Consider the following 25,299-nt stretch of genomic DNA (forward strand, 5'->3'; position numbering starts at 1 on the left):
CATAATTCTTGTCGTTTCGACAGCGGGCCTACAGATCCGCCGTCGAGAACCGCCAGTAGCCGATCGCCAGCGGAACGACGAGCCAAAACGCGAGCATGGCGACGCCGACCCAGGGCGTCGCGTAGAACGCCTCGAAGTCGGGGGTGCCCACGCCGGCGATGTCACCCGGCATGAGTGCGGTGAGTCCGGTCGTGAAGGCCGCACTCGGCGGGACCTGATTCACGAGGTAGACCCAGTTCGGGAACTCAGTGGGGAGCGACAGGCCGTTCGTGAGCCAGACAATACCGATGCTGACGACGCTCCAGAGAATCTCGAAGACGAGGAAGAAGCCGATCGTCAGCATCGACGCACGCGAGGTCGAGCCCGCCAGAGCGGAGATCCCCACCATGATACTGATGTACGTGACCACGAACAACAGTGACATGACCAGCAACGCGGACAGCGAGACAATCGCGAACTCGCCCATCAGCACGCTCCCGAGGGCCGCGCCCGCGACCAGTCCAATAAGCGTCGGAACGGCCAGTGTCGCACTCCGACCGAGCACCTTCCCGAGCAGCACGTCCTGGCGCGTGTGAGGCAACGACAGGAGAATCTTGATCGAACCGCTCTCGCGCTCGCCCGCGATCGCCTTGTACGCGATCACGATCGCCGTGATCGAGACGAACAGCCCGATCTGGCTCGCGAGGAAGTACGCCAGTCCCTGGGCAGTCTGTTCTTCGACCTCCATCATCGCCGTGAACTCGGCGAACACATAGGCGATGAGTAACGACAGCAGGATGAACACCACGGACAACCCCCACAGGGCCTTCGACCGCAGCGCATCCTGAAAGTCCTTCTTCGCGACGGCGAGCGTGCTCATCGTGATCCCTCCGTGTAACTCATGAATATCTCCTCGAGTGAGGTCTCCTCCGTGCGGAAGTCAGTCACCTCGTATCCGGCGTCTTCCAGTGCCGAGAGGACCCGGGTCTTCGAACCGTTGCCGACCGAGACAGTCAGCCCGCCGTCACGTCGCTTTACCTCGGTGACCCCGCTGACGCTTTCGACGACCGCGATCGCGTCGTCGGTGACCGTCGCGAGTTCGACCCGCAGCGTCGCGCCGTCGCCGGCGGCCTCTCGGAGGCCGTCGATGGAGTCCACGGCGACGAGTTCGCCCGCCCGGAGGATGCCGACGCGGTCACAGACGGCCTCGACTTGCTCCATGATGTGGCTGGAGAAGAACACCGTCGCACCGCGCTCGGCTTCCTCGCGGACGATCTCGCGAATCTCGCGCGCGCCGGCAGGGTCGAGCCCCGTCGAGGGCTCATCAAGGATGAGCAACTCGGGCTCGCCGACCAATGCCATCGCCAGCGTGAGCCGTTGTTTCATCCCCTTGGAGTACTCGCCGGCCTTCCGGTCTGCGGCCTCCGGGATGCCGACTCGTTCTAAGAGCGCGTCGGGGTCGTTGTCGACGTCTTTCGAGTCGATCACGAACTGGACGTGCTGGCGACCCGTGAGTCGGCCGTACACCTGATACCCTTCCGGAAGGACACCTGTCCGGCGTCGGATCTCCTGGGACTGGTCCTGGGCGTCCATTCCTAGTACCGTCGCCGATCCGCTCGTCGGCCGGACGAAGTCCAGCAGGATGTTGATCGTCGTGGACTTGCCCGCTCCGTTGGGGCCGAGGAAGCCGAAAATCTCCCCCTCATCCACACGGAGGTCGACGCCGTCGAGGGCGAGCACGTCGCCGCCAAACCGCTTTCGTAATCCGTTCGTTTCGATTGCTGGCATGTCTCGACCGGCGATACGCCGGATTCCCTCTTATAATCACGTGTCAGGTTTCAGGGTCGGAAGGTCACCTGCGATTGCAGATGTCGACGGGAGACTGGCTGTCAACGCCGCTCGACGCGCCAGGTCGTCGCGCTCGAGTAGGCCCACCGCTCGACGTCGAGATCGTCGGCTTCTTTTCTGAGATCCGCGAACAGCTGGCCGATCTCGCGAGTCGTGAGGTCGAGATCGCGGGCGACGAACTTGCTCTTCAGATAGCACTCGCCCTCGGCCGTCCGGCGGTGGAGGTACGCTCTGAGTTGCTGGCGCTTCGTCTCGGTCTGGGCCGTCATCGGGATCCCTCCCCGACTGGGGGACTCTCCCGGGACGCCGTACCCCACCTGGCCGACGGTTCGTGGCGTTGGCCGACCACGAGACAGACGACGTTGGCGACCAGCCCGAACGCGACGACGTCGGCCGTCGCGGGGACGACCGCGAGCACCGGGAGCCCGACCAGCGGCAACGCGATCGCACCCCAGAATCCCGTCACCAGGATCGCCCGGCGGACGGTCGATTCGACGCTTCGAATTCGGCTTTCGACTGGAGGACCAATCCAGGTCATGCTTGCGTGTACGGACGCCCCGTTTCAAAACCCCACGGTGGTTCAAACTGTCGTTTGAGCGGGTCCGGTGTCGGTCCGCGGCGCTGTTGGGCGTGCCAGTCGGTCACACCGGGTCGTCCGGGTCGTGTCGGTCTTCCATCCGCTCGGCTTCGCGGGCGTATCGGTCCTGTTCGGCCTCTTCGACGGGTTCGAGTCGGTCGGGTTCGACGTCGATGGCAGCCGTCACCTGCTTTTTCATCAGTAGTGCGCTCGATCGCTGCTGGGTGACGTGTCGTGACCCGTCGGGGGTCGCGTAGACGAGCGTCACCAGGTCCTCGTCGTAGACGTCGCGTTCGACGAGCCAGCACCGCACGGTCTCCTCGGTCATGACACAATGTTGATCGGGTGGCGGGTTGTATCCTCCGACCGACCGTCGTCCGCCCGAAGTGGGTCTCGCCAGCCAGTAAACTACCCTACCCTACTTCGCTCGGGGGCAATCGCCCCGCTCGCTCGTTGAGGGGAGGGCTTTCGCGTGGACTCCCGTTCTACGCCTCAGATGGGGCGGGAAGGTCGTACTCTCCACTCACGTTCAACGTCCCGCGATTCAAGCGCACGTCTACGGGTGCGCCTCCGTCGTCTGCGTTTTGCCGACGCCGGAGATACTGTAGGCCAATATTCTTGGAAGCGTTGTAGTCGGCGTGGTTCTGGTAGCCGCAATCCAGACACTCGAAGTCCTCGCCGTTGCGGTTGTCGTCGTGGGTAAACCCACAGGTCGAACATCGCTTCGACGTGTTCTGTGGGTCCACTTGGACGGCTTCGACACCGTGTTCTTTGGCTTTGTATTCGACATACTCGTAGAGGCGACGGAACGCCCACAGATGGTGCCACGACGCTTCTGGAACGTTCTCACGAATGTCTGTCAAGTCCTCAAACACGATATGCGAACAGTCGTGAGTGAGGGCTTCGGTGACGATTTCGTTGGCGACACGATGCAGGAATATCTCGAAGCGTCCGTCCTCTTTGCACTCGACGCCTGCTATTGCGTCGTGTGCCGCCCGTGTCCCACACTTCTGAAGGTCGCCACGCCGTTTCTCGTACTCCCGCTTCCAGTGGTTGAACTCGTCTGCCGACCAGAACCGTCCGGTCGAAGTAACCGCGAGTTGGTTCACACCGAGGTCCACACCGAGGACTGTTCTGTGCCCGGTAGTGGTGTCGGTGTCGTCGTCCTCTTTGAGCATCGACGCATGAAGATACCAGTCGCCGTCACATCGATGAAGTGTCGCCCGCCGAAACTCGAAGTCCTCGTTGGCGACGTACTTCGTCGGCGGTGTCTCGGGATTCTCAGGGAGAATATAATCGCACTCGATGCGCCCGTCCGGTGTCGATAGGGAAACGTGGTCACGGTGGAACGTGGCGCTTCGCTTGTCGTAGATAGCGGTGTCTGCCGAGAACGTCGGACGGGACATATCTTGGCCGTTTTTGAGCCGTTCGACGCCGCTCTTGATGGCTTCGACGGCCTGATGAATCCCTTTCTGGACGAGATTCGCGGTCAACTCCGTGTCCTCACGGAGCCGGTCGTACAGTGCATCTTCGGCCTTGGCTTTGGATGTAACGTGGTAGCCGTCGTCGCCGTGCCAGCACCACTCACTCGCGGTGTTGGAACAGTATTTGAATTGCTCGATAGTCTCCCGCAGGTGTTTATCTGCGCCTTCGGGCGTGTCGAGTTTGATAACGGCGGTTCGACGGTACTCCACGATATTTTCATATATGTGCTTGTAGTTACCTAATGGTTGGGAGTAAGCAGGCAACAGTCTGGCGGCTGGTCAGTACCGTGTCGGCTTCCTCCCCACCCTACTCGCTTGTGCTTCCGCCGGGGCCGGAAGCCCGGCGTCGTCCGAAAATCTCCGATTTTCGGGATCACGAGAATCTTCGATTCTCGAACGACTCCTTGAGGGTGGGACCTCCGCCTCGAATTAGGTGACTTCTTGTGACCTGGCCGCGAAGGTCCGGTGATGGCCGACTGGAGCGATCGCGTCGAGGAGCTGCTCTACGAGGGTGAGGAGGTCACTGAACGCGTCTCGGCCGGCGACGCCAACGTGATCGTTACAACTCATCGCGTACTTGCGTTTACTCCAGAGATGGACGGTGAGAACTTCCGGCAGGTCGAGCGCCCCAACGTCACGGAGGTCGCCGTCCGAAGCGACGGCGAGACGCGGTTTCTCATGACCGGCTTCCGTGCCGGACTCTTCGGTGTCGTCCTCCTCGGCGTCGGGATGGCCGTCGACTTCGGGGCGCTGATGGGCGACATCGACCTCACGGACACCTCGACCGGCCAGCTGGGGATCGGCGGCATCCTCGGGATGGTCCAGGGGATGATCTCGATTATCTCGAGTCTCGACGACTACATGCGCATGCTCGGCGCGCTGTTGCTGCTGGTCGCGCTTGTCCCCGTCGCGGTCTATCTGTACTCCCGGGAAACCCGACTCGTCCTGACGATCGCCGGCGGTGCGGATTTGCCGATCGCGACCTCGCCGGACGACGCCGAGGAGACGGTATCCCGACTCCGGGAGGCGATTCTGCCGGACGGGGCTTCCGCGGGGGCCAATAGTCGGCGGTCGCTCGACGTGCTGGATCGCATCGGCTGAGCGTGAGGTCCACTTCTCTCGACCGCGAGCCACGACGCCACGTTCAATTCGCTCCGGACCCTACGCCGAACCGATGGACTCAGGCGAGGTTCGATCTCGCGCTGGCGATCTGCCACCGGAGCCCGGCGTCTATCAGTTTCTCGACGACACGGGCGAAGACGCGACCGTGCTGTACGTCGGCAAAGCCGTCGATCTACCCGATCGCGTTCGATCCTACGCTGATCCGCGCGGCGATCGAATCCGGCGGATGGTCGAGCGTGCCGTCGACGTCGAGGTGGTCGTCACCGATACCGAGACCCAGGCGCTCCTTCTGGAGGCCAACCTCATCAAGCGCCACCAGCCGCGCTACAACGTCCGGCTGCGCGACGACAAGTCCTATCCGCTCGTCCAGCTTACCGACCATCTCGCGCCACGGATCGAGGTCACGCGCGATCCCGACGAGGGCGCGGACGTCTTCGGCCCCTTTACCGAGATGGGACACGTCGAGACGGTGATCAAGGCGATCCGGGAGACGTTCGGCCTCCGTGGGTGTTCGGACCACAAGTACGCGAACCGCGACCGACCGTGTCTGGATTACGACATCGGTCTGTGTTCGGCCCCGTGTACCGGCGAAATTGACCCGGACGCCTACCGCGATGACGTCGAAGCTGTCCGTCGGTTTTTCCGCGGTGAGACGGGCGTGCTCGCAGAGCCGATCCGAGCAGAGATGGATCAGGCTGCCGAGTCGGCGGCCTTCGAGCGGGCGGCGAACCTCCGGGACCGACTCGATGTCGTCGAGTCTTTCCATGCGGGCGGTGGCGGGGCCGTCGAGTCGACCGACCTCCGGACGACCGACGTGCTGGCGGTCGCCCGGGCGGACGAGGCGGCGACAGTTGCCCGACTCCACAGCGACGAGGGGTCGCTGGTCGATCGAGAGCGCCACACAGTCGAGACGCCCGACGGCACGCGAGCCGGCGACGTACTCGCCGCGTTCGTCCCGCAGTACTACGCCGAGCGAGCGCTCCCCGACCGACTGCTACTCTCGGATCGATTGACTGACGACGACGTCGAGTCCTGGCTGGCCGAGGCCGGCGTCGACGTGGTCGTCCCCGGTGCGGGACGAGAGGCGACGCTCGTCGATCTTGCGCTGAAGAACGCCAGACGAAAGACAAGACCTGACGACGGCGTGGCCGCGCTCGCTGACGCGCTCGGTCTCGATGCTGCCGATCGCATCGAGGGCTTCGACGTGAGCCACACCGGCGGTGGGGGTGTCGTCGGAAGCGACGTCTGTTTCGTCGACGGCTCCCCGGCGAAACCGGACTATCGCCGCAAGAAGCTCCCCGAGGGTAACGACGACTACGCAGCCATGCGGTCGCTGCTCGGCTGGCGGGCCGAGCGGGCGGTGGCGGGGCGTGACGACCGGCCCGCTCCGGACCTCCTGCTCATCGACGGTGGCGAGGGACAGCTCTCGGCTGCCCGCGAGGCACTCGACGCCGCAGGGTGGGACGTGCCCGCAGTCGGGCTGGCGAAAGCCGAGGAGCGCGTGATCACGCCAGAGCGAACCTACGACTGGGACGGGGACGCACCGCAGTTGCGCCTCCTGCAACGCGTCCGCGACGAGGCCCATCGGTTTGCGGTTCAGTACCACGAGACTCTTCGGGACGACGTCTCGACGGCACTCGACGACGTGCCGGGGGTCGGTCCCGAACTACGTCAGCGGCTCCTGGGCCGGTTTGGCAGTGTTGCGGGCGTCCGCGACGCTTCAGTGGCGGAATTACGGGACGTCCCCGGCGTCGGAGAAGCGACGGCGAAAACGATTCGACGGCAGCTCTAGTCGCCGTTCGCGGCCGCTCTGGCGACCGAACCGACGTCCGTACCGACGCCCAGCCACGCCGAAGCCGGGCGGCCGAGCGGAATGTGAACCCCGGCGTTGTTGGCGAGACTGTGGGCCAGTATGTACAGCCCCAGACGAACAGCCAGCGGAAGCGCACGCCGGCGGACGATCCCGCGAACGCGAAGAGATTTCCCGTTCGAATTCGTCGGGGATCGCGGTACGGTTTCCCGTCTCCAGTGGGTCTTTATCCGCGGAGAACGAACTACTGGTATGAGTGATTCACTGAACGACAGTGTGCCGGCATCTGACGAGGAGTGGCGCGAGGTTCTGACCGAGGAGGAGTACCACATTCTCCGCGAGCGCGGGACCGAACCCAAGTTCAGCGGCGAGTACCTCGACGTCGACGACGACGGCGTCTTCCGGTGTACCGGCTGTGGCGCGGCGCTGTTCGACACAGACTCGCAGTTCGAGTCCGGCCACGGTTGGCCGAGTTTCACCGAGGTCGTAGAGGACGGCAACGTCGAGACGGAACTCGACACGCGCCACGGGCGCGAGCGGACTGAAGTGCTGTGTGCCGAGTGTGGCGGCCACCTCGGGCACGTCTTCGACGACGGGCCCGAACCGACGGGCAAGCGCTACTGTATCAACTCCGCGGCACTCGACTTCGAGTCCGACCGCGAGTGAGTCTACCCGGCCGGAGGTTTTTTGCACGTCTTCGAAGTCAATGCGAGTGTGTCACGAGACGATAACGCGGCGGAGACGAACGCGAGTACGTCACGAGACGATAACGCGGCAGAGACGAACGCGAGTACGTCACGAGACGATAATGCGGCGGAGACGAACGCGAGTACGCCACGAGACGATAATGCGGCGGAGACGAACGCGAGTACGCCACGAGACGATACCGTGGCGGAGACGGACGGACTGCTCGCCGAGGACTGGCTGGCTGATCTCCGGGACGTTCCGTGGATCCCCGGCGTCGTTGCGGGCGGGGTGGCGTGGCTGTTCGGCTACCTTCTCATGGCCGCGCTATTCTTCGTCGGCCCGGCTACGCTGAGCGCCGGGTCGACTGTCGAACGGCTCCGCGGCATCGGGGTGATCTTCTACAACGCACAGTTCGTCAACGGCGCTGAGACCCTCTCCGGAGGGGGTGTCCAAGAGACTGTCCGGTTCAATCTCATCCTGGAACAGACCGTCACTTCGGTCCCCACGCCGGTGTATTTCGCCATCCCTGTCGTCGCAATTCTCGCCGTCGGGACGGCGGTCGGGTACCTGGCACTCAAGGCCGACGCCGAGTACGTCACGGTCTCACTCCTCGGCGTCGTGATGGCGGCCGGCTATCTCTTGTTCGCCGTTGCTGGGACTTTTCTCATGGAACTACCCGTCAGGTGGACCCTGGGGACGCTCGTCCTGGAACCGGATCTGCTGGAAGCAGCCGCGTTCGGGTTCGCCTATCCCTTCGTCGTCGGGTCTGTGGGTGCGCTACTCGGCTACGCTCTTCAGCAGTGAGTCCCACCGCGATTGGCCATCACGAGAACGGGAGCGGCCCGGTCACGATCGCGTCGCGACGTCCGTCCAACAACCTGAAAACCTCGTCTCTACGCTGTTCCAGCCAGTGTAGCAGGCGCTCTGCCCACTGGAGTTTCTGCCGCTTCTCCGCGCCCAGCGAGTCGTCTTCGAAGTCCCAACCCGGGAAGACGAGCTCCCCAGCACCCAGATGGTCAGCCAGGAACGCCGCCCGGTCCCCGTCCGTGAATCCGCCGTAGTTCGCGACTGGCCCGCTCGGGGCGGCCTGTGTCGTCGGGACGACACTCGCCAGGTCGAACGTCGGGACGTACTGCCGGAGTGTGTCTACGTTGTCGCCGTGGGCGTGGACGGCCACGGGGATGCCCTCGTTCGTAAGTTTCCGCACCGTTTCGGCGTGTTTGTCTAGGTCGGTCACCACGAAATCGAGGTCGAAACCGACGTCTCTGAGTCGGCCGGCGGCCGTCGAGGCGGCGACGATCGCGTCGGCGTCGCGAACCAGTTCGGCGTCGTCCAGCAACGACGGCCCGGCCCCCGCGATGGCGACGGTCTCGCCCGCGAACGCACCGGAGTCCGGTGCGTATGGCTCGACCGCTCGCCGCTCGTACACCGACGCCAGCCAGTCCCGCGCCCGCTCGTCGCCCGCCCGGTCGTAGCCGAAGTCCGCGAGGATGGCCTCGTAGACCGGCTCCCAGGTGGCAAAGTCCATCACTCGAACGCCTCGGGACCGACGCCCAACTCGTGGCCGATTATCGCCGCGTCTCGCGTCTCCGCCACGTCGTGGGTCCGGATCACGTGCGCCCCGAGTTCGACAGCCAGCGCGGTCGCGGCGAGGCTGACTGGCAGTGCTTCCTCGGTCGATCGTCCGACGAATTCCCGGAGGAAGTTCTTGCGGTTGATCGAAACCAGCATCGGCCGGTCGAGCTCGCGGAACTCTCCCAGCCGCCGGAACGTCTCGCGGTCGTCTTCGAGGGTCTGGGCCTCGCTCCACCCGCCAAAGGCCGGGTCGACGATCGTCTTCTCGGTGAACCCGCCCTGTTTGAGCGCCTCGTAGACCTGATCGACGTAGTTGGCATCGGCCGCCCACTCGGGATCGCAGCGTTCGGTCCAGTCCGTCTCGCCGACGGCTCCCGGCCGTTCGAGGTCCGGTGGGCTGGCCATCTTCACGACGGCGGCATCGTGGGATTCACAGACGGCGGGCATCTCCGGGTCGGCGAAGCCACAGACGTCGTTGACCATGTCGAAGCCACGCGAGAGGGCCTCGTCGGCGACCTCGCTGTAGCGGGTTTCGATCGAGAAGACGGCGTCACCGTCGACGGCGTCGATGGTCTCGATCGCGGTGTCGAGGCGCTCGCGTTCCTCCTCAGCCGAGAGCACCTCCAGGCGTTTGTTGGCCGATTCGAGGCCGACGTCGATGATGTCCGCGCCGGCGTCGATCATGTCCTCGACGTAGGCGGCCGCCTCCTCCGGGTCGGCGAAGACGCTGGGGTCGTACGGCGACTCCTGGCTGATGTTGAGCACGCCCATGATCCGGGGTGGGTGGTCGTCGCCGATCCCGAGCCCTGCGGCGTCCACGTTGTGCATAGTGGGAGCGACGACCGGGACGGCCAAAAACGGTTGGTCCCCGGCGAAGGCGTTTGATCGAACAGTGTTGTTGGGGCCCGGGATAGAAATCTCTGAAAAATTCAAGTAACTCTATCAATATGAGAATGGATTATGGCCAAAAATCATTTTAACTCAGTATGCAATTTCGGAAAGTATGTCTGCAAGTGGTGGGCAGCGGCTGTCTACAAACGTCTGTTCCACCATCAATTATCTCGTCTCAGCCTGTAACGACACGCGAGCGAAGGTCGCGATCCTGTTGACCGACGGCCAGGGCTCGGGCGGCCGGGCTCAGGCGCGGACGGCCGCCGACCGGAATATCACGATCCACACGATCGGCTTCGGCGGTGCCGACGGGAACAAACTCTCGGATATCGCGACGATCACCAACGGGACGTACAATTACGTTGAGGACGCCTCGGAGTTGCCGAACGTCTTCTCACGGGTCACCGAAGAAGTGGAACCCGAAGATAGTGATGGTGACGGACTGCCGGACGTCCTCGAAGAAAACGGGTTGCCGATCGGTCACACTGGCTCGGACCTTCGACAGCTTCCGACCAATGCAACCGACAAGCACACTGACGGCGACGAGCTCACGGACGGCGAAGAGGCCGAAGAGTATCGAGAGTACCCGATCGACTTCGTCGTCAACGACCTCGAGCACGAGTACATCGTCTCGTACTTCGAACTTGACGAGCCTCACGACCTGTATCTCATGGCTGGTGGCTCACCGAGGGATTTCCTCCCGAACTCGGATGCAACAGGTGTGAATATCCAGGCCATCCTCAGAACGCACGACGAAGTGCCAGGCTGGGCACGTACCATCGCCAGCGAAATCACTGACGATGCACTCATGGTCTTCACGGAGAACATCAACGCAGGTGCGTTCGCAGACCCGAGCGATTACAACCAGACCCCATACACGAGCGAGTTACAGCTAGTCTCGGCTGGGGTGGGACTGCACGAGCTTGGACACTCCTTCCACATCGGCGAAGCTGATGACACCGTGCCGCTTCCCGGTGGTGAAGTGTATACTGCCGATGAAAATGATGGCACATTGGAAAGAGTGAAGATAAACGGGGATGAACGGCTCGCATGGAGTCTGATGCGATCTGGGTGGAGGCCTAGAATGCTATTCCAATCCAACTCCGCCGCGTATCATGTTTTCAGCCTCGAAGAACTGTCGACCATCCAGCGACCATGACAATGAAAAACCAACTGCATCTACTGCTGGCCATTGGTCTGATCTTGTTCTCCGGGTGTACATGGTACACGTCGGGTCCTTCCCAAGAGGCATCGATCGAATTTTCCGGATCGATCAATGCCTCCGAAGGTGGATTTGTGATGGATGGGGAGTTGGTCAACTATGGTCAAGAATCTCATCAATTCAGAAATGTCACGGTATACCTATATGATGAAAATAAAACCCTCGTCTCAGCAACTCCTCTTGGTGCCCTCCAAGACGACCCACTTTCTACCACAGTGCAATCCGATCGTCTACCAAAGTATGTTATCATATACTCAGAAGAATTCTGGGACGTTGACGAATTCCAGGTTTATTACTTCGTTCAAACAAATCGAAGCGACACGAGCTATCGTGAACACGTAGCTGGCTCGATAGAAGACCTGCCTGTCATACCCGGAACTGAAATGAATACGACAACAGGACGTTCATAGAATGAGACTGGAAGCGACCGAAATCCACGCACTCGGCCATTCGTGCGGCATCGGCGAAGCCGAAGACACCGGGGCGCTACCCGGTGGCGAAGTGTATAGTGGAGATAACGACGACGAAACACCAGAGAATCTATACACGCTGTCAGCTGATGATTGGAGTATTATGCGTTCTGGTTGGGAAGACGACCTCCTCTTCACCCACAATGGGACTAAATTTCACGTCTGCAGTATTGAAGAACTCACAACGGCCTCGGAGCCCAGATAAGAACTATGGCGTCTACTCGAAAGATCGTCCTCCTCGTCTGTGCGGCGCTACTAGTCTTTGGAGCAGGCTGTGAGCAACTTGATCACACACCAGACCCGAGCGTCAAATTCGATGGCAACATCACCGCGTCAGAAGGAAGCTTCGAGATAGAGGGCCACTTCTACCGATCTGTCGGAAACGAGTATGTTTACGAGAACGTGATGGTGCACTTGCTGGACGAGCGTGAGGAACGGATCGAGTCAGTCCATCTCGGGACGCTCGATGAGCGACTCCCTGTCTCGGTCTCGTCTTCGAGCATTCCAGCGTATGTCATCGTCTATTCGCCCGACTTTTGGCAGCAAAACAACTTCGCCGTGGAATACTTCGAATACAAGGACTGGAAAGGGGTGTCCTACGATCTGCAGTGGGCCAGTAACCGATCGGAGCTCCCGGCCCAACCGTGATACTGGCCATCATATCCCGATCCAGCCAATCAGATCCAAATCCGATGTCGTTCTATCAGAAGTTCTTAATCCGTACCCCATTGACGGGGGCGCTTGAGTTCGCTCGCTGCCTTCTCGAGAGCGAAGTGTATAGCGGAAATCTTGATGATGGCGACCTGACGGATTACGAGGAGAAGAAATTCACGCATACGGATCCGAGTGATCCTGTGACGTATGGGATTACTGCAGAGCAAGCCGACATGATCGACGTGATCGAGGCGGATAGAGGGGTTTCGAGATTCCGCTTCGGCGCGGAAGCCCCTGGCATTCCAGAGCGGTTGGCGACAGAAGGAATCAGGGTCGGGCCGAACGGGTTGAACGATGCGACGAGTGACTTTGATTTCGTCACTGACGACTCTCTCGATTGGAACTACGCCTCACGTAATCGCGAACTATTCATGCGTCTTTAGCTAAGCGAAGAACCGCCTGACAGCAGCGGCTTATCGAGGTACCTTTGCAGGAGGATTGAGGAGGTTGCGAGTGTGCACAACGCTCCCTCCTCAGATCAGATTGAACGTCGGCTCACTACCCTCTTTCCCTCTGCTGCGCTGGAAGATCACGCCGAGGCTGTCGGCGTGATCGAACGAGACGGAAAGCTCCAGATCCCGCCGCTCGTGTGGTCGTTTGCGTTCGGCTTCGCCACTGGCGAGAGCCGAACGCTCGCAGCCTTCCGTCGGAGCTACAACTCCACAGCTGACAAACCGCTGTCTCCCGGTGGGTACTACCAGCGATTGACGCCGACGTTGGCAGAGTATCTCCACGACCTCGTCGAGTACGGCCTCGACGAGGTCGCTGTCCCCCACACTGTGACCGACCAGTTCGACCGATTCAGAGACGTGATGATTGCTGATGGGACGGTGTTGCGCCTGCACCAGTTCCTCTCCGATGAGTTCGAAGGACGCAACGAGGAGCAGGCTGGAGCACGGCTCCACCTGCTCCACAACCCGAGCGATCAGATGCTGGAACGATTCAGCATCACCGACGAGAAAGCCCACGACAGCACGGAGTTCAACACCGGCTCGTGGCTCGAACAGCGGCTGGTACTGTTCGATCAGGCGTATTTCAAATACCGGCGGTTCGCGTTGATCGACGAGAACGATGGCTACTTTGTGAGTCGGCTGAAACCCGACGCAAATCCGGTTGTAACGGACGAGTTACGGGAATGGCGTGGCGACGCCATTCCCTTGGAAGGAGAGAAGATCCACGATGTCGTTGAGGATCTCTACCGGAAATACATCGATGTGGAAGTCGAGGCTGAGTTCAAGCGCGGGCCGTACAACGGAACACGGTCGCTGGACTCCAAGCGGTTCCGCGTCGTCGGCGTCCGCGACGAGGACGCCGACGACTACCATCTGTACATCACGAATCTGCCGCGTGAGGAGTTTCTCCCGGAAGATTTAGCGACGATCTATCGGTGTCGGTGGGCTGTCGAGCGGTTGTTTCGGGAGCTCAAGACGCAATACGGACTGGATGAGTTCGACACAACGAAAGAGCACGTTGTGGAGATTCTGGTGTATGCGGCGTTGTTGTCGCTGTTAGTGAGTCGTGAGTTGCTGTCGCTGGTGACAGAGTGCGCCGATGATGAAGCTGTCTTCCCTCCAGGGCGTTGGGCGGCGACCTTCCGGTCGCACGCCCAACTCATTCTCAACGATTTGGGTGAATTCCTCGGCTACTCGCCACCTCCGCTGTTGGAACGGCTGATCGAAGATGCACAGAAAATCCATAGCCAACGACCGATACTACAGGAGACGCTCGCTACCGCTACACAACCGAGGACTGAGGCTTAGCTAAAGACGCATGGCGAACTATTCAACCGGATCACGTTCACTGCTCTGGATGGAACCAAGCGGACGGACACCTGGCTGTCAAACACTCGTGAATTGGAGGAGGGAACGGACCCATGGGATCCCGACTTTGACGACGATGGATTGACCGATGGACAAGAACTGAAAGGGATCTCGAAAGTCACCCAAGGGACCACCGGTGGTTTTGTATCGTTCACGGAATTCAACGTCAGAGAGGCGAACATACTAGAAGAACCGACTGATCCACTGAATCCAGACACGGACGACGACGGCTACTGGGACGGCTGGATCGGCGTCCATGGTGTCGAGTATTCGGACAACGTGATTCTGTATCGGGAACACCTGCGAGACGAAGACGACACACGCACGAATCACGCAGGTAATACGATTTACGGAATCCGTGGTGCGGAAATTGTCGAAGAACAAGTCGGACTTCATGAAGTGAGTTCCAGTCAACAGGCTGCCCCCTGGGCATCAGCCAGAATCGATGGGAAACGATATCATTCGAACATTCATGTTGGTGAATTACACTGGGGCACCGATCCAAATAGCAATGGGGTACGTGGATCTGGCTCAACCCCTCATCCATCACTAAGTGTGGAAGTCGATTTCTCAAGTCGCTCCCGGCTTGAGCTAAACCGGAGCGAGTGGGAACGAGGTATTGAGCAGAATTATCGGCTCTATGGGATCGATGTCGACATTATGAGAGACGAGATAATTCCGCGCTTTGATTCGGGACTGGATTCGCTCGGGCTGGAAATCTTAGCGAAGACGGAGAGTTCACCGGAAGCAACGGATTATCTGTTTGTCGCTGAAAAGGGAGATGGTATGTTCACGTCTGACAGTGGTGGGATTAATCTTCCAATTGATCGTGCAATGGCGCTCTTCACCGACGGAGAAGGAAATACCGTGAGTAAACTCGAAAATGGCCATACCGATTTAGTGAAGAAGTCCACATATACGAACGGTTGGCAATTACGGATGGCAAACCTCGCCCTTCACGAAATCGCACACTCTCTCCAGATCGGACGGGCAGATGATGATTATTCACGAGCTGCCCTAAATAATGGAGAAATATATAGTGGAAGAACAGACAGTGTCAATGATAAAGGAGATGATGGACTGGAAGATAGAACACCAGAGAGAATTCAACGGAATGGCGATGCATGGTGGAGTATAATGGTAAGCGGTTATAATCCTAGTCTGATTCACGAAGATAGCGGGGTGGTTTTCTACGCCTTTTCAATAGAAGAACTATTGACAACAAGAACACCATGAAAGTCAAAACATACACTGTAGTGGTGGTCTTGGTAATCTCTCTCTGGCTGTATTTTTACTGACTATCCTGAAGACTCGGTAGTGGATTTAGATTTTTACGGAGACATCAGCGACCCAAAGGAAGGTGACCTGCGGATAGAGGCTTGGATCAGCTCTCGCTCGTCCGGGACGGACGTACGTGTTGATAATTTTAGTGTAATTGGCTATAGCTCGGAAGGAGAGGCGATATTTCTCAAAAACAAGGGGACGTATAACACTACTGAGGAAATCAAGATAAACATCTCACATCCACAAAGACCGAAGTATATCTTGTTTTCCTCCCCAGATATTTGGAGTAATCGTAATGTCAGGATCCAGTATTTAACCAAAGGGTCGGATGGATACTACGGGCAAAACTGGACCAATACAGGGGACACATTACCACTCAATGTAAGGAATGATGTGTTGAATCGAACACCACAGTGATATACGCATTGATTTTGATCTAAGGACGGGGCATGAAGTTGCGACTAGACGTGTAGCCGGCCGGAAAGTGGAGAAAGTGGGACTTCACTTCATTGACGGCTTTTTTACCCACTGAGCCGCTTTTTATGTGATGCTGTACTTCTCATCCAATTTCTTTGCGAGTATTTTTGCCATCAATTTTGGCATTGTTTAGACGTTTGATTTCACCGCGTTCACGGCCGCTATTGTGGAGCGGTAGAAAGCCCTAACCCGCTTGCGTGTCGTCACTGCGTTCCTCCCGCTCGCTCGGTTCGTTGCCTCTCGTCGGTCGGAAACGTGGCTCGCGGACGCTGCGTGACATATTCTCGCTTCGCTCGAATAGAGCAAGTGTGGCGGCCGCGAGGCGGTTGCACCGCCTCGAATGAAGACGGCGACGCCGTCTCCCCGCCGCCACGTTATAAAGCGGTCGGTGTTCACTGACTGCCCAGGTTGCGAGCCGAAACGGTGCAAGCACCGGAGCGACCGAACGAAGGGAGAGTGAGGAGCGCAGCGAGTTGCAGGCTGCCAGCAGTCCGAGGGCCTTCTGCAATATTCGAATAGAGGCTCTATACCGCCACAATTTGAGCGTCTAAACAAGGCCAATGAAAATAAAAGTGTTACAAAGGAGATCTTTGGTGAGAACATAACAATACTAGGAGAGACACATACGGTCAATACAACGGTCCCAGAGGTACCGCTATATGTGACTGCAAAATGGAAGGGTGGAATACCCCTGGTATGAAACTAATCTATATTTCGGGACAAATGTACAATCCTAATGAAAGGAGTCGACCGCCGGTGTTCAGATAAGAACCGGTCAAAGAGCTACTTTCTGCCGGCTACTCAGCCGAATCCTGGTGGATTGAAAGGGCGAGCCAGTTTCGGGAACCCCGACGACGTAAGCACTGCAGGGCGCGTAGTGCCCGAAGCGCGCAGCGAGCGCGAGACGCGAACAGAGTGAGCGTCTCGGATCTCTCGAACGGCGACCGTGGGAGCCGTGAGAGTCGCGGGACCGAAACTGGCGAGGGCTTTCAGAGTGGTTCCATCATTTCGGGTCCTTATCTGATAACTACACGTCGACCATACGAAATGAATAATAAAAGTAACTTCACACACAATAGATCCTCTGGCTAGATTCTTCTAACACCCTCCCCAAAATCTGCCGGCTCAGAACCACAGCCTCAAACAACCGTCCCGACAGCGCGCTCTTTTTGGTCGCCAGGCGAGTACCCCGCGTATGGCCAAGGTTTCGATCGGGTTGCGCGGCTGGCGCTTCGAGGAGGACGACGTGTTCGACGACGATGGGTCGCTCAAGACGCTCGTCGAGATGCCGCCGGACACACGGAGTCGGATCCTCCGGCTCACCGCGCTGGTCGGCGAACCGTGTGACGCCTGCTACCTCGAGCACGGCGAGGCAAACGTCGCCGAGTGCAACGTCGGCAGCATCGTCTACGGCGAGCCGACCGGGACCGTGTTGCTGTGTGGCCCCCACGAGTCGGACTTCCTCTACTGGTATCGCGAGGAAGGCGGCAGCGACCTCGCCGGCGAGCCGGAACTCGCCAACGCCTTCCAGGCGTGGTTCGACAGCGGCGGGCGCGCCCCGGCGGGCTACGGCGGCCTGGAGCACGTCGAGGAGGATCGCGACGAACTTCCCGACGTGAATCCGGGCGCGCTCGAATCTTTGGAGGACGAACTCTGTGCGATGGACGAATCCGAACGGGAGGAACTCGACGCCGACGTCGAGGATCTCGACCTCGATATCGACGAATGAACGTGAGCGTCGCCGTCGTCGATGCCCAGACGCCGGGCAACGTCGGGACGATCGCCCGCGCGATGAAGAACTTCGGCCTCTCGGATCTCAAACTGGTCGACCCGCCCGAACTCGATCCCGACGGGGAAGCTTACGGCTACGCCGGCCAGGCCCGCGATGACATCATGCCCAGCGCCGACGTGGTCTCCTTCGCGGAGATCGTCGACAACTACCACACCGTCGCGACGACGGCGATCACCAACGAGGACGCGACCAAGCACGTCCGGTATCCGTTCGTGACGCCGCGGGAACTCGTCGAGGAACTCAAGGGGATCGACAGCGACGTCTGCCTGGTCTTTGGCCGCGAGGACGTCGGCCTCTCCAACGAGGAACTCGCCGAAGTAGATCAGATCTGTTCGATCCCCGCCAGCGAGGACTATCCCGTCCTGAACCTGGGCCAGGCCGCCACGATCGTCCTCTACGAACTCCGGGCGCTGACCGTCGAGGAGACCCAGCTGCCCGACATCACTGATCGGGCCGATCAGCCAGCGATCGAGGGATTGCACGATCAGTTCGAGGGCTTCCTCGCGGCGATCGACCATCCCGAGGAGAAACGGGCGAAGGCCGGGCGGCTCTTCCGGCGGGTGATCGGCCGTGCCCATCCCACGGGCCGGGAGGTTCGGACGCTGCGGGGGCTCTTCCGACGGGTCGAGCAGAAACTGGAGGACTAGGGTCGGGTTTTGTCGGCCGGGATCGTCTCGAAGTTCCGCATATCGGCGAACAGATCGGCCAACAAGTGCGCATAGAGGACTGCCGCCGAGAGAATGCCGAGGAACGGATCGACCGCCAGCCAGACGCCGGGCACCAACACGCCCGCGATGACGACGTGGCTGATCAGCCGGTGGTAGGGACCGAGTTCGTCCGCTTCGAATATTGTTGAGGGATCAGTGACCACAATCCAGGGTGCTCGGAGAACGCGACGGAGTGGGTCGAGGCTGCCAGAGAGCGCCCACGCCAGCACGAAGTGATCGAGGTCGATCAGCACGCCCAGCGCCACGCCGTAGGCCACTGCAATGGCGGGGGCGACCGTCGGCTCGCCAGCCAGAACGACCGACTCGGCGAGGACGATACCGCCAGCGACGAGAAGCGAGATGACGGCGTGGGCACGGGAGTACATTGGGAGAGGGTCGTCTGGTCGGGCAGGGTGATCAGGCGCGCTTCTGGATCTCCTCGCGGAGCACGTCGCTGACGACGTCGCCGTCGGCCTTCCCGCGGAGTTCACCCATGCATTCGCCCATCAACCCGGAGAAGGCAGCCATCCCCTCTTCCTCGATTTGGGCTTCGTGACGCTCGACGACGGTGACGACTGCCTCCCGGACTTCGTCCTCGCCCGCACTCCCGAGGTCCTCCTGCTCGGCCGCCTCTTCGGCACCCAACTCGGGGTTCTCCGCGAGGGCGGCGAGCAGGTCCGGCACACCCTCCTTGGCGAGTTCCCCGTCGGCCAGCAGTGCGAACAGTTCCCGGAAGTGGTCGTCGGTGAGGTTCTCCACGGGTGCGCCGTCCCGCCGGATCTCGGTGACGGTCGACTCGACCGTCTGTGCGGCCAGCGTCGCGTCGACGCCCGACTCGACGGCCTCCTCGAAGAGGGCCCAGCGCTGCCCGTAGACGACCTGTTCGGCCAGTCCGGCGTCGAGATCGTACTCGCGCTGGTAGCGTTCCGTCTTCGCGGTGAGGAGTTCCGGCGTCTCGACGTCCGTTGGGTCGGGGTCGACCGGCGGGACGTCCGTCTCGGGGTACATCCGCGCCGCGCCGGGGAGCGGCCGAAGATATCGCGTTGTCGCCTCCTCGGTAGCGTCCCGAGTTTCCTCAGGGACGCCCTCCATCGCGGTCTCGGCCCGTTCAGCGACGGCTTCGATCGACTGCTCGGCAACGTCGGGCGCGTCGGCGACGATGGCGACTGCATCTTTGGCACCCTCGCCAGTGACTGCGCCGGGATCGAGGCCGACGGCTTCGGCCAGTGCCTCGACTTCACCCTCGGTGACGCCGTAGGCCGGGAGTTCGTCGGTGTGGAAGATGCCACCCGCTCCGTGGCGCTTTGCGTGGTCGGAGAACTCCGTTCCCAGGCGGCGATCGGGCTGGATCTCTCGGCCGACGAGGCCGCCGAACCCAGGCAGGGCGACGGCCCAGACCTCACCGCCGTCAGTGAGTGCGCCCTGGATGACGCCGCTGTCTGTTTCCTCGAAGACCGCGCTCACGTCCTGTGGCTCGCCGATCATGGCGTCGCGTTTGGCCAGTTCGTCGGCGATGTCGAGCAGTTCGACCTGCCGACCCACTTCGTTGCGGACGATGTCCTCGATGTCCTCGAGGCTCTGGACCCCTTTGATCTCGACGCGGGCACCCTCGGCGATCGAGACGTTGACGTCCTGGCGGATCGTCCCCAGTCCACGGCGGACCTGACCCGTCGAGCGCAGGAGCATCCCGATGCGTTCGGCGGCCTCCTGGGCCTGTGCCGGCGAGCGGATGTCCGGATCGGTGCCGATCTCGACGAGGGGGATGCCGAGGCGGTCGAGGCTATATCTGACGCCCGAGTCGGTCTCCTCGACGCGCTGGGCGCTCTCCTCTTCGAGCATGAGGTCCTCGACGCCGACCGGCCCCTCGCTGGTCTCGATCTCGCCGTCTGTCGCGACCAGCATGGTGCGCTGGAATCCGGAGGTGTTCGAGCCGTCGATGACGAGTTTGCGCATGACGTGTACCTGGTCGACGGCACGCATGTCCAGCAGCTGAGCGATCTCCAGAGCGACGGCCAACGCCTCGTCGTCGACTCGGTGTGGCGGCTCGTCGTCGGCCTCGACGAGGCAGGTCGTGTCGTAGGTGAGATACTCGAACTCGCGTTCGACCTGACTCTCCTCGAGGGCGGCTTCGTCGAGTTCCCCGAGTTCGCTCTTCGTCGGGTGGAGGTACCGCGTGATCGTCGTCGTCGATTCGGCGGGCTCTCTGAGCGTGGTCGGGCAGTTACAGAACAGCTTGCTTTCGGTGTCGAGTTGCTGGTGGATCTCCAGTCCGGCGACCAACCCGAGGGCCTCGTAGTCGAAGTCGGCAGTCATTACTGGCCAGTGACGCCGCTTCGGGGAAAAACGCTCCGTTGTGTTCGGCGACGATCCGCAGTCGTATGCTACCGCTTACCGCGACCTTATTTGTGTGGCGGCCGTGGTGCTCGTAATGCGGTGGCGAGTCTTGGCGGTTGCTACATTGCTCGCCCTGTCCGGGTGTACTGGCCTTCTAGGCGGTGATACGTCCGCCCCGACGGTCACACCAGCACCGGTTCCCACGGACGCTCCCGACGCAGGTCCAGGGGCGATGGTCGTCCCAGGGGTCTACGCCGATGGGGACATCGAGACAGATTTGCTCGTCGACGCACACCGGGAGGCCCTCCGCGAGACGTCCTTCGTCTGGACAGAGACAGAAAACCGAACCGGTCGGGTTGCGAACGTCACCGACAGCACGACGTCCTATCGGACTGTCAGGTTTGCGAACGCCACCCGCTACTACTTCGATACGAACGGTCGCACGGACCGCTATCAGGGTCGGCGCGTTTATTACCCGGTGTACAACGAATACGCTGACGGCGAGGACGTCTACGTCCGCGCGCTGTCGACGTCGTGGGCCGACTACCGTTACGATCGCGTCACGGCCAACGGAATCCGAAGCCGGTTCGTCCGGTCGGTGACGAACTCGGTCAAACGCTATCTCCCAGTTGGATCGGTCAGCATCGAACAGATCGAGTCGGCCGCGGGATCGCGTTATCGGCTGACGTCGACCGTCCCTTCCGAGACGCTCGCGCCGTTTGTCGAGGACTACCGGGTCTCCGCCGTGGTGACCCAACGCGGGCTCGTTCGAAACCTGACAGCCACGTACACGACCGAGCGGTCGACTGCCACCGACACGATCACGTTCACTCACCGGTATTCGTCGACCGTCTCGGACGTCGAGAATGTGGCCGTCTCGCCGCCCGCGTGGCTCCCGGCGGCCCAACGTCATCTCGCGAACGGGACGAGACTCTCTTCGCCGTGACGGGCGCGACGGGTGTCGTTGCGGCCGAAAGCTGCCCGTCTCTATCCGCGTCGCCGGCCGCTCACTCGTCGCCGAGAATGACGCGCTCGGTCATTTTCGCCGGATCGAGGACGTCGTCGGCCTCGTCCTCGGTGAGGTACCCCTTCTCGATGGCGACTTCTCGGATCGTCTGGCCGGTCTTCATCGCCTCCTTGGCGACCTCGCTGGCCTTGTCGTAGCCGATCGCGGGGTTGAGTGCCGTGGCGAGGGCCATGCTCTGTTCGACGCGCGCTTCACAGTGCTCGCGATCAGCTTCGAGTTTGGCGACGAACTTCGTCGCGAAGGCACCGCTGACGTTGGCGATCAGTCGGGCCGACTCCAGGACGTTCGCCGCGATCACCGGCTTGTAGAGATTGAGGTCGATCTGGCCGTTGGCCGCGCCGGTCGAGACGGTGGCGTCGTTGCCGACGACCTGGGCGTACACCTGGTTGACTGACTCGGCGACGACGGGGTTGATCTTCCCCGGCATGATCGAGGAGCCGGGCTGGTTCTCGGGCTGGTCGATCTCGCCAAGGCCGTTGCGCGGCCCGGAGGCCAGCAGTCGGAGGTCGTTGGCGATCTTCTGGAGCGATCCCGCCACGGTCCGAAGCGCGCCGTGGACCTCGCTCATCGCGTCGTGGGCCGCCTGGGCCTCGAAGTGGTTGTCGGCCTCCCGGAAGGTGAGTAGCGTCTCCTCGCTGATGTACTCGGCCGCGAGTTCGGGAAATTCGGGGTGGGTGTTGAGCCCGGTCCCGACGGCTGTCCCACCGAGTGCCAGTTCGGCCGCCCGCTCGCGCGTCTCCTCGACGCGGGCGATCCCCTTCTCGATCTGGGTCCGGTAGCCCGAGAACTCCTGGCCCAGCCGGATCGGCGTCGCGTCCTGGAGGTGGGTCCGGCCGGTCTTGACCACGTCGTCGAATTCCTCCTCCTTGCGTTCCAGTTCCTCCCGGAGCGTCTCCAGTCCGGGGAGGACGTCGCGTTCGATCGCCTCCAAAACGGCGACGTGCATCGCCGTCGGGATGACGTCGTTGCTCGATTGGCCGTAGTTGACGTGGTCGTTCGGGTGGATCTCCTTCGAGCCGATCTCGCCGCCGACGATCTCGGTGGCTCGATTGCCGATCACCTCGTTGGCGTTCATGTTCGTCGAGGTGCCCGACCCCGTCTGGAAGATGTCGACCGGGAACTGGTCGTCGTGATCGCCGGCGATGACCTCGTCGGCGGCCGCGACGATGGCGTCGGCTTTCTCCTCGTCCAGCAGCCCGAGATCGCGGTTTGCCTGTGCTGCACCTTTCTTGACGACGCCGAGCGCCCGGATGAAGCGTCGTCCGAAGCGCCGATCGCTGATCGGGAAGTTTTCGATCGCGCGCTGGGTCTGTGCCCCCCAGTAGGCGTCGGCTGGTACTTCCATCTCGCCGAGGCTGTCGGCTTCGATCCGGTAGTCCTCGCTGTCGGTCATTGCGTCCGGGGACACTCACGCCAGGGAGTTAAGTGTCCGCGTGACGGTGACGGCGGAACGCCTGCTCGGAGCTACCTTTCATACGGACAGTTGTAATTCGTTACCGCCCTGGGGATACCAGATGACGGGGTTCGAGGGGCGATCGGACGAGTATTCCATACATGCCGAAAATAGTTACAACTGTCCGTATCAGCAGGTGAAAAGCCAGTGGACTCCACGAGCGGGCCGCTTCGCATCGAAGCCCAATGCTACCTCGGAGACCAAAACAACGACCCACGGCCAACCAATTCAGACAACATACAGAACGCCTGGAACAACATCACTTACGGCGTGTTCAACCCGGTGCAAATACCATCCCGGACCGGCGTCAACCAAGACCAGTACACCTGTGAATTCGGATTCAGCCAGGAGATCAGAGACATCAAAGAAGAAACATTCTACCAGTACCGATACTTCACCCCTGAACTGAATTACTGGCCTGACAACTACACCGCATACCAGAAACAAAAACCGTTGACCATCTACGAAGGCCGCGACCCAAGCGGAAGAATACGGACAAGAATAGAACCAGGCGGGGTAACCGGGAGCGGAAGCTACAGCTCAGTCCAAGCCCGACTAGCAGACCAACCAATGCACCACACCACCACCAACCTCTTCCAAAACTACCCAGTACCATCAGGGCGTGGGAGTCCTATTTCTGATAGATGTCCAGTTTCCCCAAACATTCCCTGTTCTTAATTTTCGTCTGAATATTTTGGGAAGTTTTCCCGGATGTTCTCTTCGTGAGTCTCATGGTCTACTGAGCTAAATGTGAACTCCTCTTCATCATAGTTCACCTGCATATATGCGTCTTCTCCTTCCACATGACTGTAGAAGAAGACTGACGCATCTTCGATCAGTCTACGGGCCTCTGTACCGTATTCAGCAGGATTCTCATTAATGTTCTGCACGTCGAGGATTTCATCAATCCTTTGTCTTGCAGCAGGTTCATAGCTAACCTTACCATCATCACCCCCCATCAAATATCCCAGGATTAGATCATCGTTTTCACTGTCTATACTATTCCATCCATCAGGATCTAAAATTTTTCCTCCAAAAGTAGATTCGATTTGTTTTTTCGCACCATCAAGATCGAATATACTAGATACCCCATCCGGTTCGTCGCTGCTCCATGCGTCGATGATGGTTTGTTCGGTGTTGGTGGGGTTTTGTTCGTTGGGTTTGAGTATGCGGTCTTCGTATTCGGATTTGCCCCAGGGGAACACCGTGGTGACTTGTGTTTCCGGGTTGTCGGTGTCCGGGTTGGGCGTGGTGTAGACTGAGGCAGTGTGTTGTGGTGCGCCGGTCATGATGTTGCGTGCGTCGACCATGATTTCGTCGACGCTGTATCCGAGTTTGTCGTGGAGTGCGTATGCGAGCCCGGTGGCGACGTTTTCTGCCCGTGTTTCGCCGTCGATCTGCATTGCGAGGTCTTCGACGAGGTCCGGTAGTTCGTCGTCGCTGTAGTTTCCGTCTAACTGGTTTTGGATGTGGTCCCAGTTTTGATCTACTGCCTGTTTTCCGTCTGGTTTGGCTTCGATCATCTGTTCCCGGTAGATTTCTTCCAGGGTGAGGCTGTCTTCCTGGGGTGTGGTTGTTGGTTCTTCAGTCTCTGTTGGTTCCTGGGTATCGGTCGGTTCGTCGGTTTCAGTCGGCTGTTCTGTCTCTGTTGGTTCGTCCGGGTCTTCGCTGGGTGTCTCCTCTGGCGTATCAGTTGGCGCGTGTTGCGTTGTGTTTTCAGGTGTTTGTGTCGATGTTTCTGTGGTCTGTCTGTGGGTCGCGGTGTCGTTGGTGTCCGTGATAGTTATGGGCTGATTGTCACTTGGTGCGTCGGAATCTGTTGCACTTGTGTCCTCTCCACATCCTGCGACGAACGCTGTGCTAGCTGCTACTGCCGCTATCAGCTTCCGCCGAGTGAGCTTACCTTCGTCTCCGTCCAGAATATTGTCTATCGAATTCACAGTTTTTGATATACTCCTTTCTTGGTCGGATCTTATTTCTGTTCTCTCTTACTCTTCAAAAAAGTTTCCACCACGTTGAGCAACGC

The 25,299-nt window shown here is 60.4% G+C and carries 26 protein-coding genes and 1 pseudogene; 15 read left to right on the forward strand and 12 right to left on the reverse strand.

The window, feature by feature from the left end; translation table 11 throughout:
• Window positions 1–28 precede the first annotated feature (28 nt).
• From HTIA_RS11775 to HTIA_RS11800, 6 genes are all read right to left on the reverse strand, one after another.
• Window positions 29–859 (reverse strand): ABC transporter permease, encoded by an 831-nt coding sequence (locus tag HTIA_RS11775; RefSeq protein WP_008526658.1) that lies wholly within the window; start codon window positions 857–859, stop codon window positions 29–31.
• Complete coding sequence (locus HTIA_RS11780; protein ID WP_008526657.1) at window positions 856–1,767, reverse strand: ABC transporter ATP-binding protein; 912 nt, start codon at window positions 1,765–1,767, stop codon at window positions 856–858. Before HTIA_RS11780 ends, HTIA_RS11775 begins: the two co-directional genes overlap by 4 nt.
• A gap of 101 nt (window positions 1,768–1,868) precedes the next feature.
• Window positions 1,869–2,096 (reverse strand): DUF7123 family protein, encoded by a 228-nt coding sequence (locus HTIA_RS11785; protein WP_008526656.1) that lies wholly within the window; start codon window positions 2,094–2,096, stop codon window positions 1,869–1,871.
• The gene (locus tag HTIA_RS11790; RefSeq protein WP_008526655.1) at window positions 2,093–2,365 is read right to left on the reverse strand and encodes a hypothetical protein; all 273 of its coding nucleotides are present in this window, start codon (window positions 2,363–2,365) and stop codon (window positions 2,093–2,095) included. Before HTIA_RS11790 ends, HTIA_RS11785 begins: the two co-directional genes overlap by 4 nt.
• Before the next feature lie 103 nt (window positions 2,366–2,468).
• Complete coding sequence (locus tag HTIA_RS11795) at window positions 2,469–2,732, reverse strand: hypothetical protein (protein WP_008526654.1); 264 nt, start codon at window positions 2,730–2,732, stop codon at window positions 2,469–2,471.
• Between the two features lie 157 nt (window positions 2,733–2,889).
• On the reverse strand, window positions 2,890–4,098 hold the full coding sequence (locus tag HTIA_RS11800) for an RNA-guided endonuclease InsQ/TnpB family protein (protein WP_008526653.1): 1,209 nt from the start codon (window positions 4,096–4,098) through the stop codon (window positions 2,890–2,892).
• A 258-nt stretch (window positions 4,099–4,356) separates the two neighbouring features.
• Between HTIA_RS11800 and HTIA_RS11805 the strand changes: the two genes are divergently transcribed.
• The 4 genes from HTIA_RS11805 to HTIA_RS11820 all read left to right on the forward strand — a co-directional run bounded on the left by HTIA_RS11805 (window position 4,357) and on the right by HTIA_RS11820 (window position 8,311).
• Window positions 4,357–4,989 carry a hypothetical protein gene (locus HTIA_RS11805; protein WP_008526652.1) on the forward strand — a complete coding sequence of 211 codons (633 nt, stop codon included), beginning with the start codon at window positions 4,357–4,359 and terminating at the stop codon, window positions 4,987–4,989.
• 73 nt (window positions 4,990–5,062) lie between these two features.
• Window positions 5,063–6,802 carry an excinuclease ABC subunit C gene (locus HTIA_RS11810; protein ID WP_008526650.1) on the forward strand — a complete coding sequence of 580 codons (1,740 nt, stop codon included), beginning with the start codon at window positions 5,063–5,065 and terminating at the stop codon, window positions 6,800–6,802.
• Window positions 6,803–7,072: 270 nt separating this feature from the next.
• Entirely contained in the window at window positions 7,073–7,486 is a 414-nt protein-coding gene (gene msrB, locus HTIA_RS11815) for a peptide-methionine (R)-S-oxide reductase MsrB (RefSeq protein WP_008526647.1), read from the forward strand.
• A gap of 48 nt (window positions 7,487–7,534) precedes the next feature.
• Window positions 7,535–8,311 carry an RNA-binding protein gene (locus HTIA_RS11820; protein WP_008528699.1) on the forward strand — a complete coding sequence of 259 codons (777 nt, stop codon included), beginning with the start codon at window positions 7,535–7,537 and terminating at the stop codon, window positions 8,309–8,311.
• 19 nt (window positions 8,312–8,330) lie between these two features.
• Here the strand turns inward: HTIA_RS11820 and HTIA_RS11825 are convergent, their stop codons facing one another.
• Together HTIA_RS11825 and folP are read right to left on the reverse strand one after the other, a co-directional pair.
• The gene (locus HTIA_RS11825; protein WP_008526639.1) at window positions 8,331–9,035 is read right to left on the reverse strand and encodes a 6-hydroxymethylpterin diphosphokinase MptE-like protein; all 705 of its coding nucleotides are present in this window, start codon (window positions 9,033–9,035) and stop codon (window positions 8,331–8,333) included.
• 35 nt (window positions 9,036–9,070) lie between these two features.
• Window positions 9,071–9,910 (reverse strand): annotated as a pseudogene (folP, locus tag HTIA_RS11830) (dihydropteroate synthase); the annotation flags it as partial.
• A 175-nt stretch (window positions 9,911–10,085) separates the two neighbouring features.
• Between folP and HTIA_RS11835 the strand changes: the two are divergent.
• The 9 genes from HTIA_RS11835 (at window position 10,086) to HTIA_RS11865 (ending at window position 18,399) form a co-directional block, all read left to right on the forward strand.
• The gene (locus tag HTIA_RS11835; RefSeq protein ID WP_008525824.1) at window positions 10,086–11,132 is read left to right on the forward strand and encodes a VWA domain-containing protein; all 1,047 of its coding nucleotides are present in this window, start codon (window positions 10,086–10,088) and stop codon (window positions 11,130–11,132) included.
• A gap of 140 nt (window positions 11,133–11,272) precedes the next feature.
• Window positions 11,273–11,605, forward strand: a complete 333-nt coding sequence (locus HTIA_RS15950) for a hypothetical protein (protein WP_158413126.1) — start codon at window positions 11,273–11,275, stop codon at window positions 11,603–11,605.
• A 1-nt stretch (window position 11,606) separates the two neighbouring features.
• Window positions 11,607–11,870, forward strand: a complete 264-nt coding sequence (locus HTIA_RS15955; RefSeq protein ID WP_008525820.1) for an HAD family hydrolase — start codon at window positions 11,607–11,609, stop codon at window positions 11,868–11,870.
• 5 nt (window positions 11,871–11,875) lie between these two features.
• Entirely contained in the window at window positions 11,876–12,313 is a 438-nt protein-coding gene (locus HTIA_RS11840) for a hypothetical protein (RefSeq protein WP_008525818.1), read from the forward strand.
• Entirely contained in the window at window positions 12,310–12,762 is a 453-nt protein-coding gene (locus HTIA_RS11845; RefSeq protein WP_148290958.1) for a hypothetical protein, read from the forward strand. Before HTIA_RS11840 ends, HTIA_RS11845 begins: the two co-directional genes overlap by 4 nt.
• Before the next feature lie 72 nt (window positions 12,763–12,834).
• Window positions 12,835–14,139, forward strand: coding sequence for an IS4-like element ISHti13 family transposase (locus HTIA_RS11850; RefSeq protein ID WP_008528742.1), 1,305 nt, complete (start codon window positions 12,835–12,837; stop codon window positions 14,137–14,139).
• Window positions 14,140–14,280: 141 nt separating this feature from the next.
• Entirely contained in the window at window positions 14,281–15,435 is a 1,155-nt protein-coding gene (locus HTIA_RS16425; protein ID WP_148290959.1) for a hypothetical protein, read from the forward strand.
• Window positions 15,436–17,155: 1,720 nt separating this feature from the next.
• Entirely contained in the window at window positions 17,156–17,689 is a 534-nt protein-coding gene (locus tag HTIA_RS11860) for a hypothetical protein (RefSeq protein ID WP_008527173.1), read from the forward strand.
• The gene (locus tag HTIA_RS11865) at window positions 17,686–18,399 is read left to right on the forward strand and encodes an RNA methyltransferase (RefSeq protein WP_008527172.1); all 714 of its coding nucleotides are present in this window, start codon (window positions 17,686–17,688) and stop codon (window positions 18,397–18,399) included. The genes HTIA_RS11860 and HTIA_RS11865 overlap by 4 nt, the downstream gene beginning before the upstream one ends.
• On the opposite strand, the gene HTIA_RS11870 is transcribed toward HTIA_RS11865, so the two are convergent.
• Together HTIA_RS11870 and gatE are read right to left on the reverse strand one after the other, a co-directional pair.
• On the reverse strand, window positions 18,396–18,845 hold the full coding sequence (locus tag HTIA_RS11870; protein WP_008527171.1) for a hypothetical protein: 450 nt from the start codon (window positions 18,843–18,845) through the stop codon (window positions 18,396–18,398). The genes HTIA_RS11865 and HTIA_RS11870 overlap by 4 nt on opposite strands.
• A gap of 31 nt (window positions 18,846–18,876) precedes the next feature.
• Window positions 18,877–20,772 (reverse strand): Glu-tRNA(Gln) amidotransferase subunit GatE, encoded by a 1,896-nt coding sequence (gene gatE, locus HTIA_RS11875; protein ID WP_008527170.1) that lies wholly within the window; start codon window positions 20,770–20,772, stop codon window positions 18,877–18,879.
• Between the two features lie 253 nt (window positions 20,773–21,025).
• Here gatE and HTIA_RS11880 point away from each other — a divergent pair, with 253 nt between their 5' ends.
• The gene (locus HTIA_RS11880) at window positions 21,026–21,739 is read left to right on the forward strand and encodes a hypothetical protein (protein ID WP_008527169.1); all 714 of its coding nucleotides are present in this window, start codon (window positions 21,026–21,028) and stop codon (window positions 21,737–21,739) included.
• 61 nt (window positions 21,740–21,800) lie between these two features.
• Here HTIA_RS11880 and HTIA_RS11885 read toward each other — a convergent pair whose 3' ends face one another.
• Window positions 21,801–23,213 carry a class II fumarate hydratase gene (locus HTIA_RS11885; protein WP_008527168.1) on the reverse strand — a complete coding sequence of 471 codons (1,413 nt, stop codon included), beginning with the start codon at window positions 23,211–23,213 and terminating at the stop codon, window positions 21,801–21,803.
• Window positions 23,214–23,420: 207 nt separating this feature from the next.
• On the opposite strand from HTIA_RS11885, the gene HTIA_RS16430 reads away from it, so the two are divergent.
• Window positions 23,421–23,951 carry a hypothetical protein gene (locus tag HTIA_RS16430; RefSeq protein ID WP_021029506.1) on the forward strand — a complete coding sequence of 177 codons (531 nt, stop codon included), beginning with the start codon at window positions 23,421–23,423 and terminating at the stop codon, window positions 23,949–23,951.
• Here the strand turns inward: HTIA_RS16430 and HTIA_RS11890 are convergent.
• A complete protein-coding gene (locus HTIA_RS11890; RefSeq protein WP_020936402.1) occupies window positions 23,948–25,213 on the reverse strand; it encodes a hypothetical protein in 1,266 nt (421 codons plus the stop codon). The two genes, HTIA_RS16430 and HTIA_RS11890, sit on opposite strands and share 4 nt — an antisense overlap.
• Between the last annotated feature and the right edge of the window lie 86 nt (window positions 25,214–25,299).

The organism is Halorhabdus tiamatea SARL4B (genome assembly GCF_000470655.1).
GTDB classification, from domain to species: Archaea; Halobacteriota; Halobacteria; order Halobacteriales; family Haloarculaceae; genus Halorhabdus; species Halorhabdus tiamatea.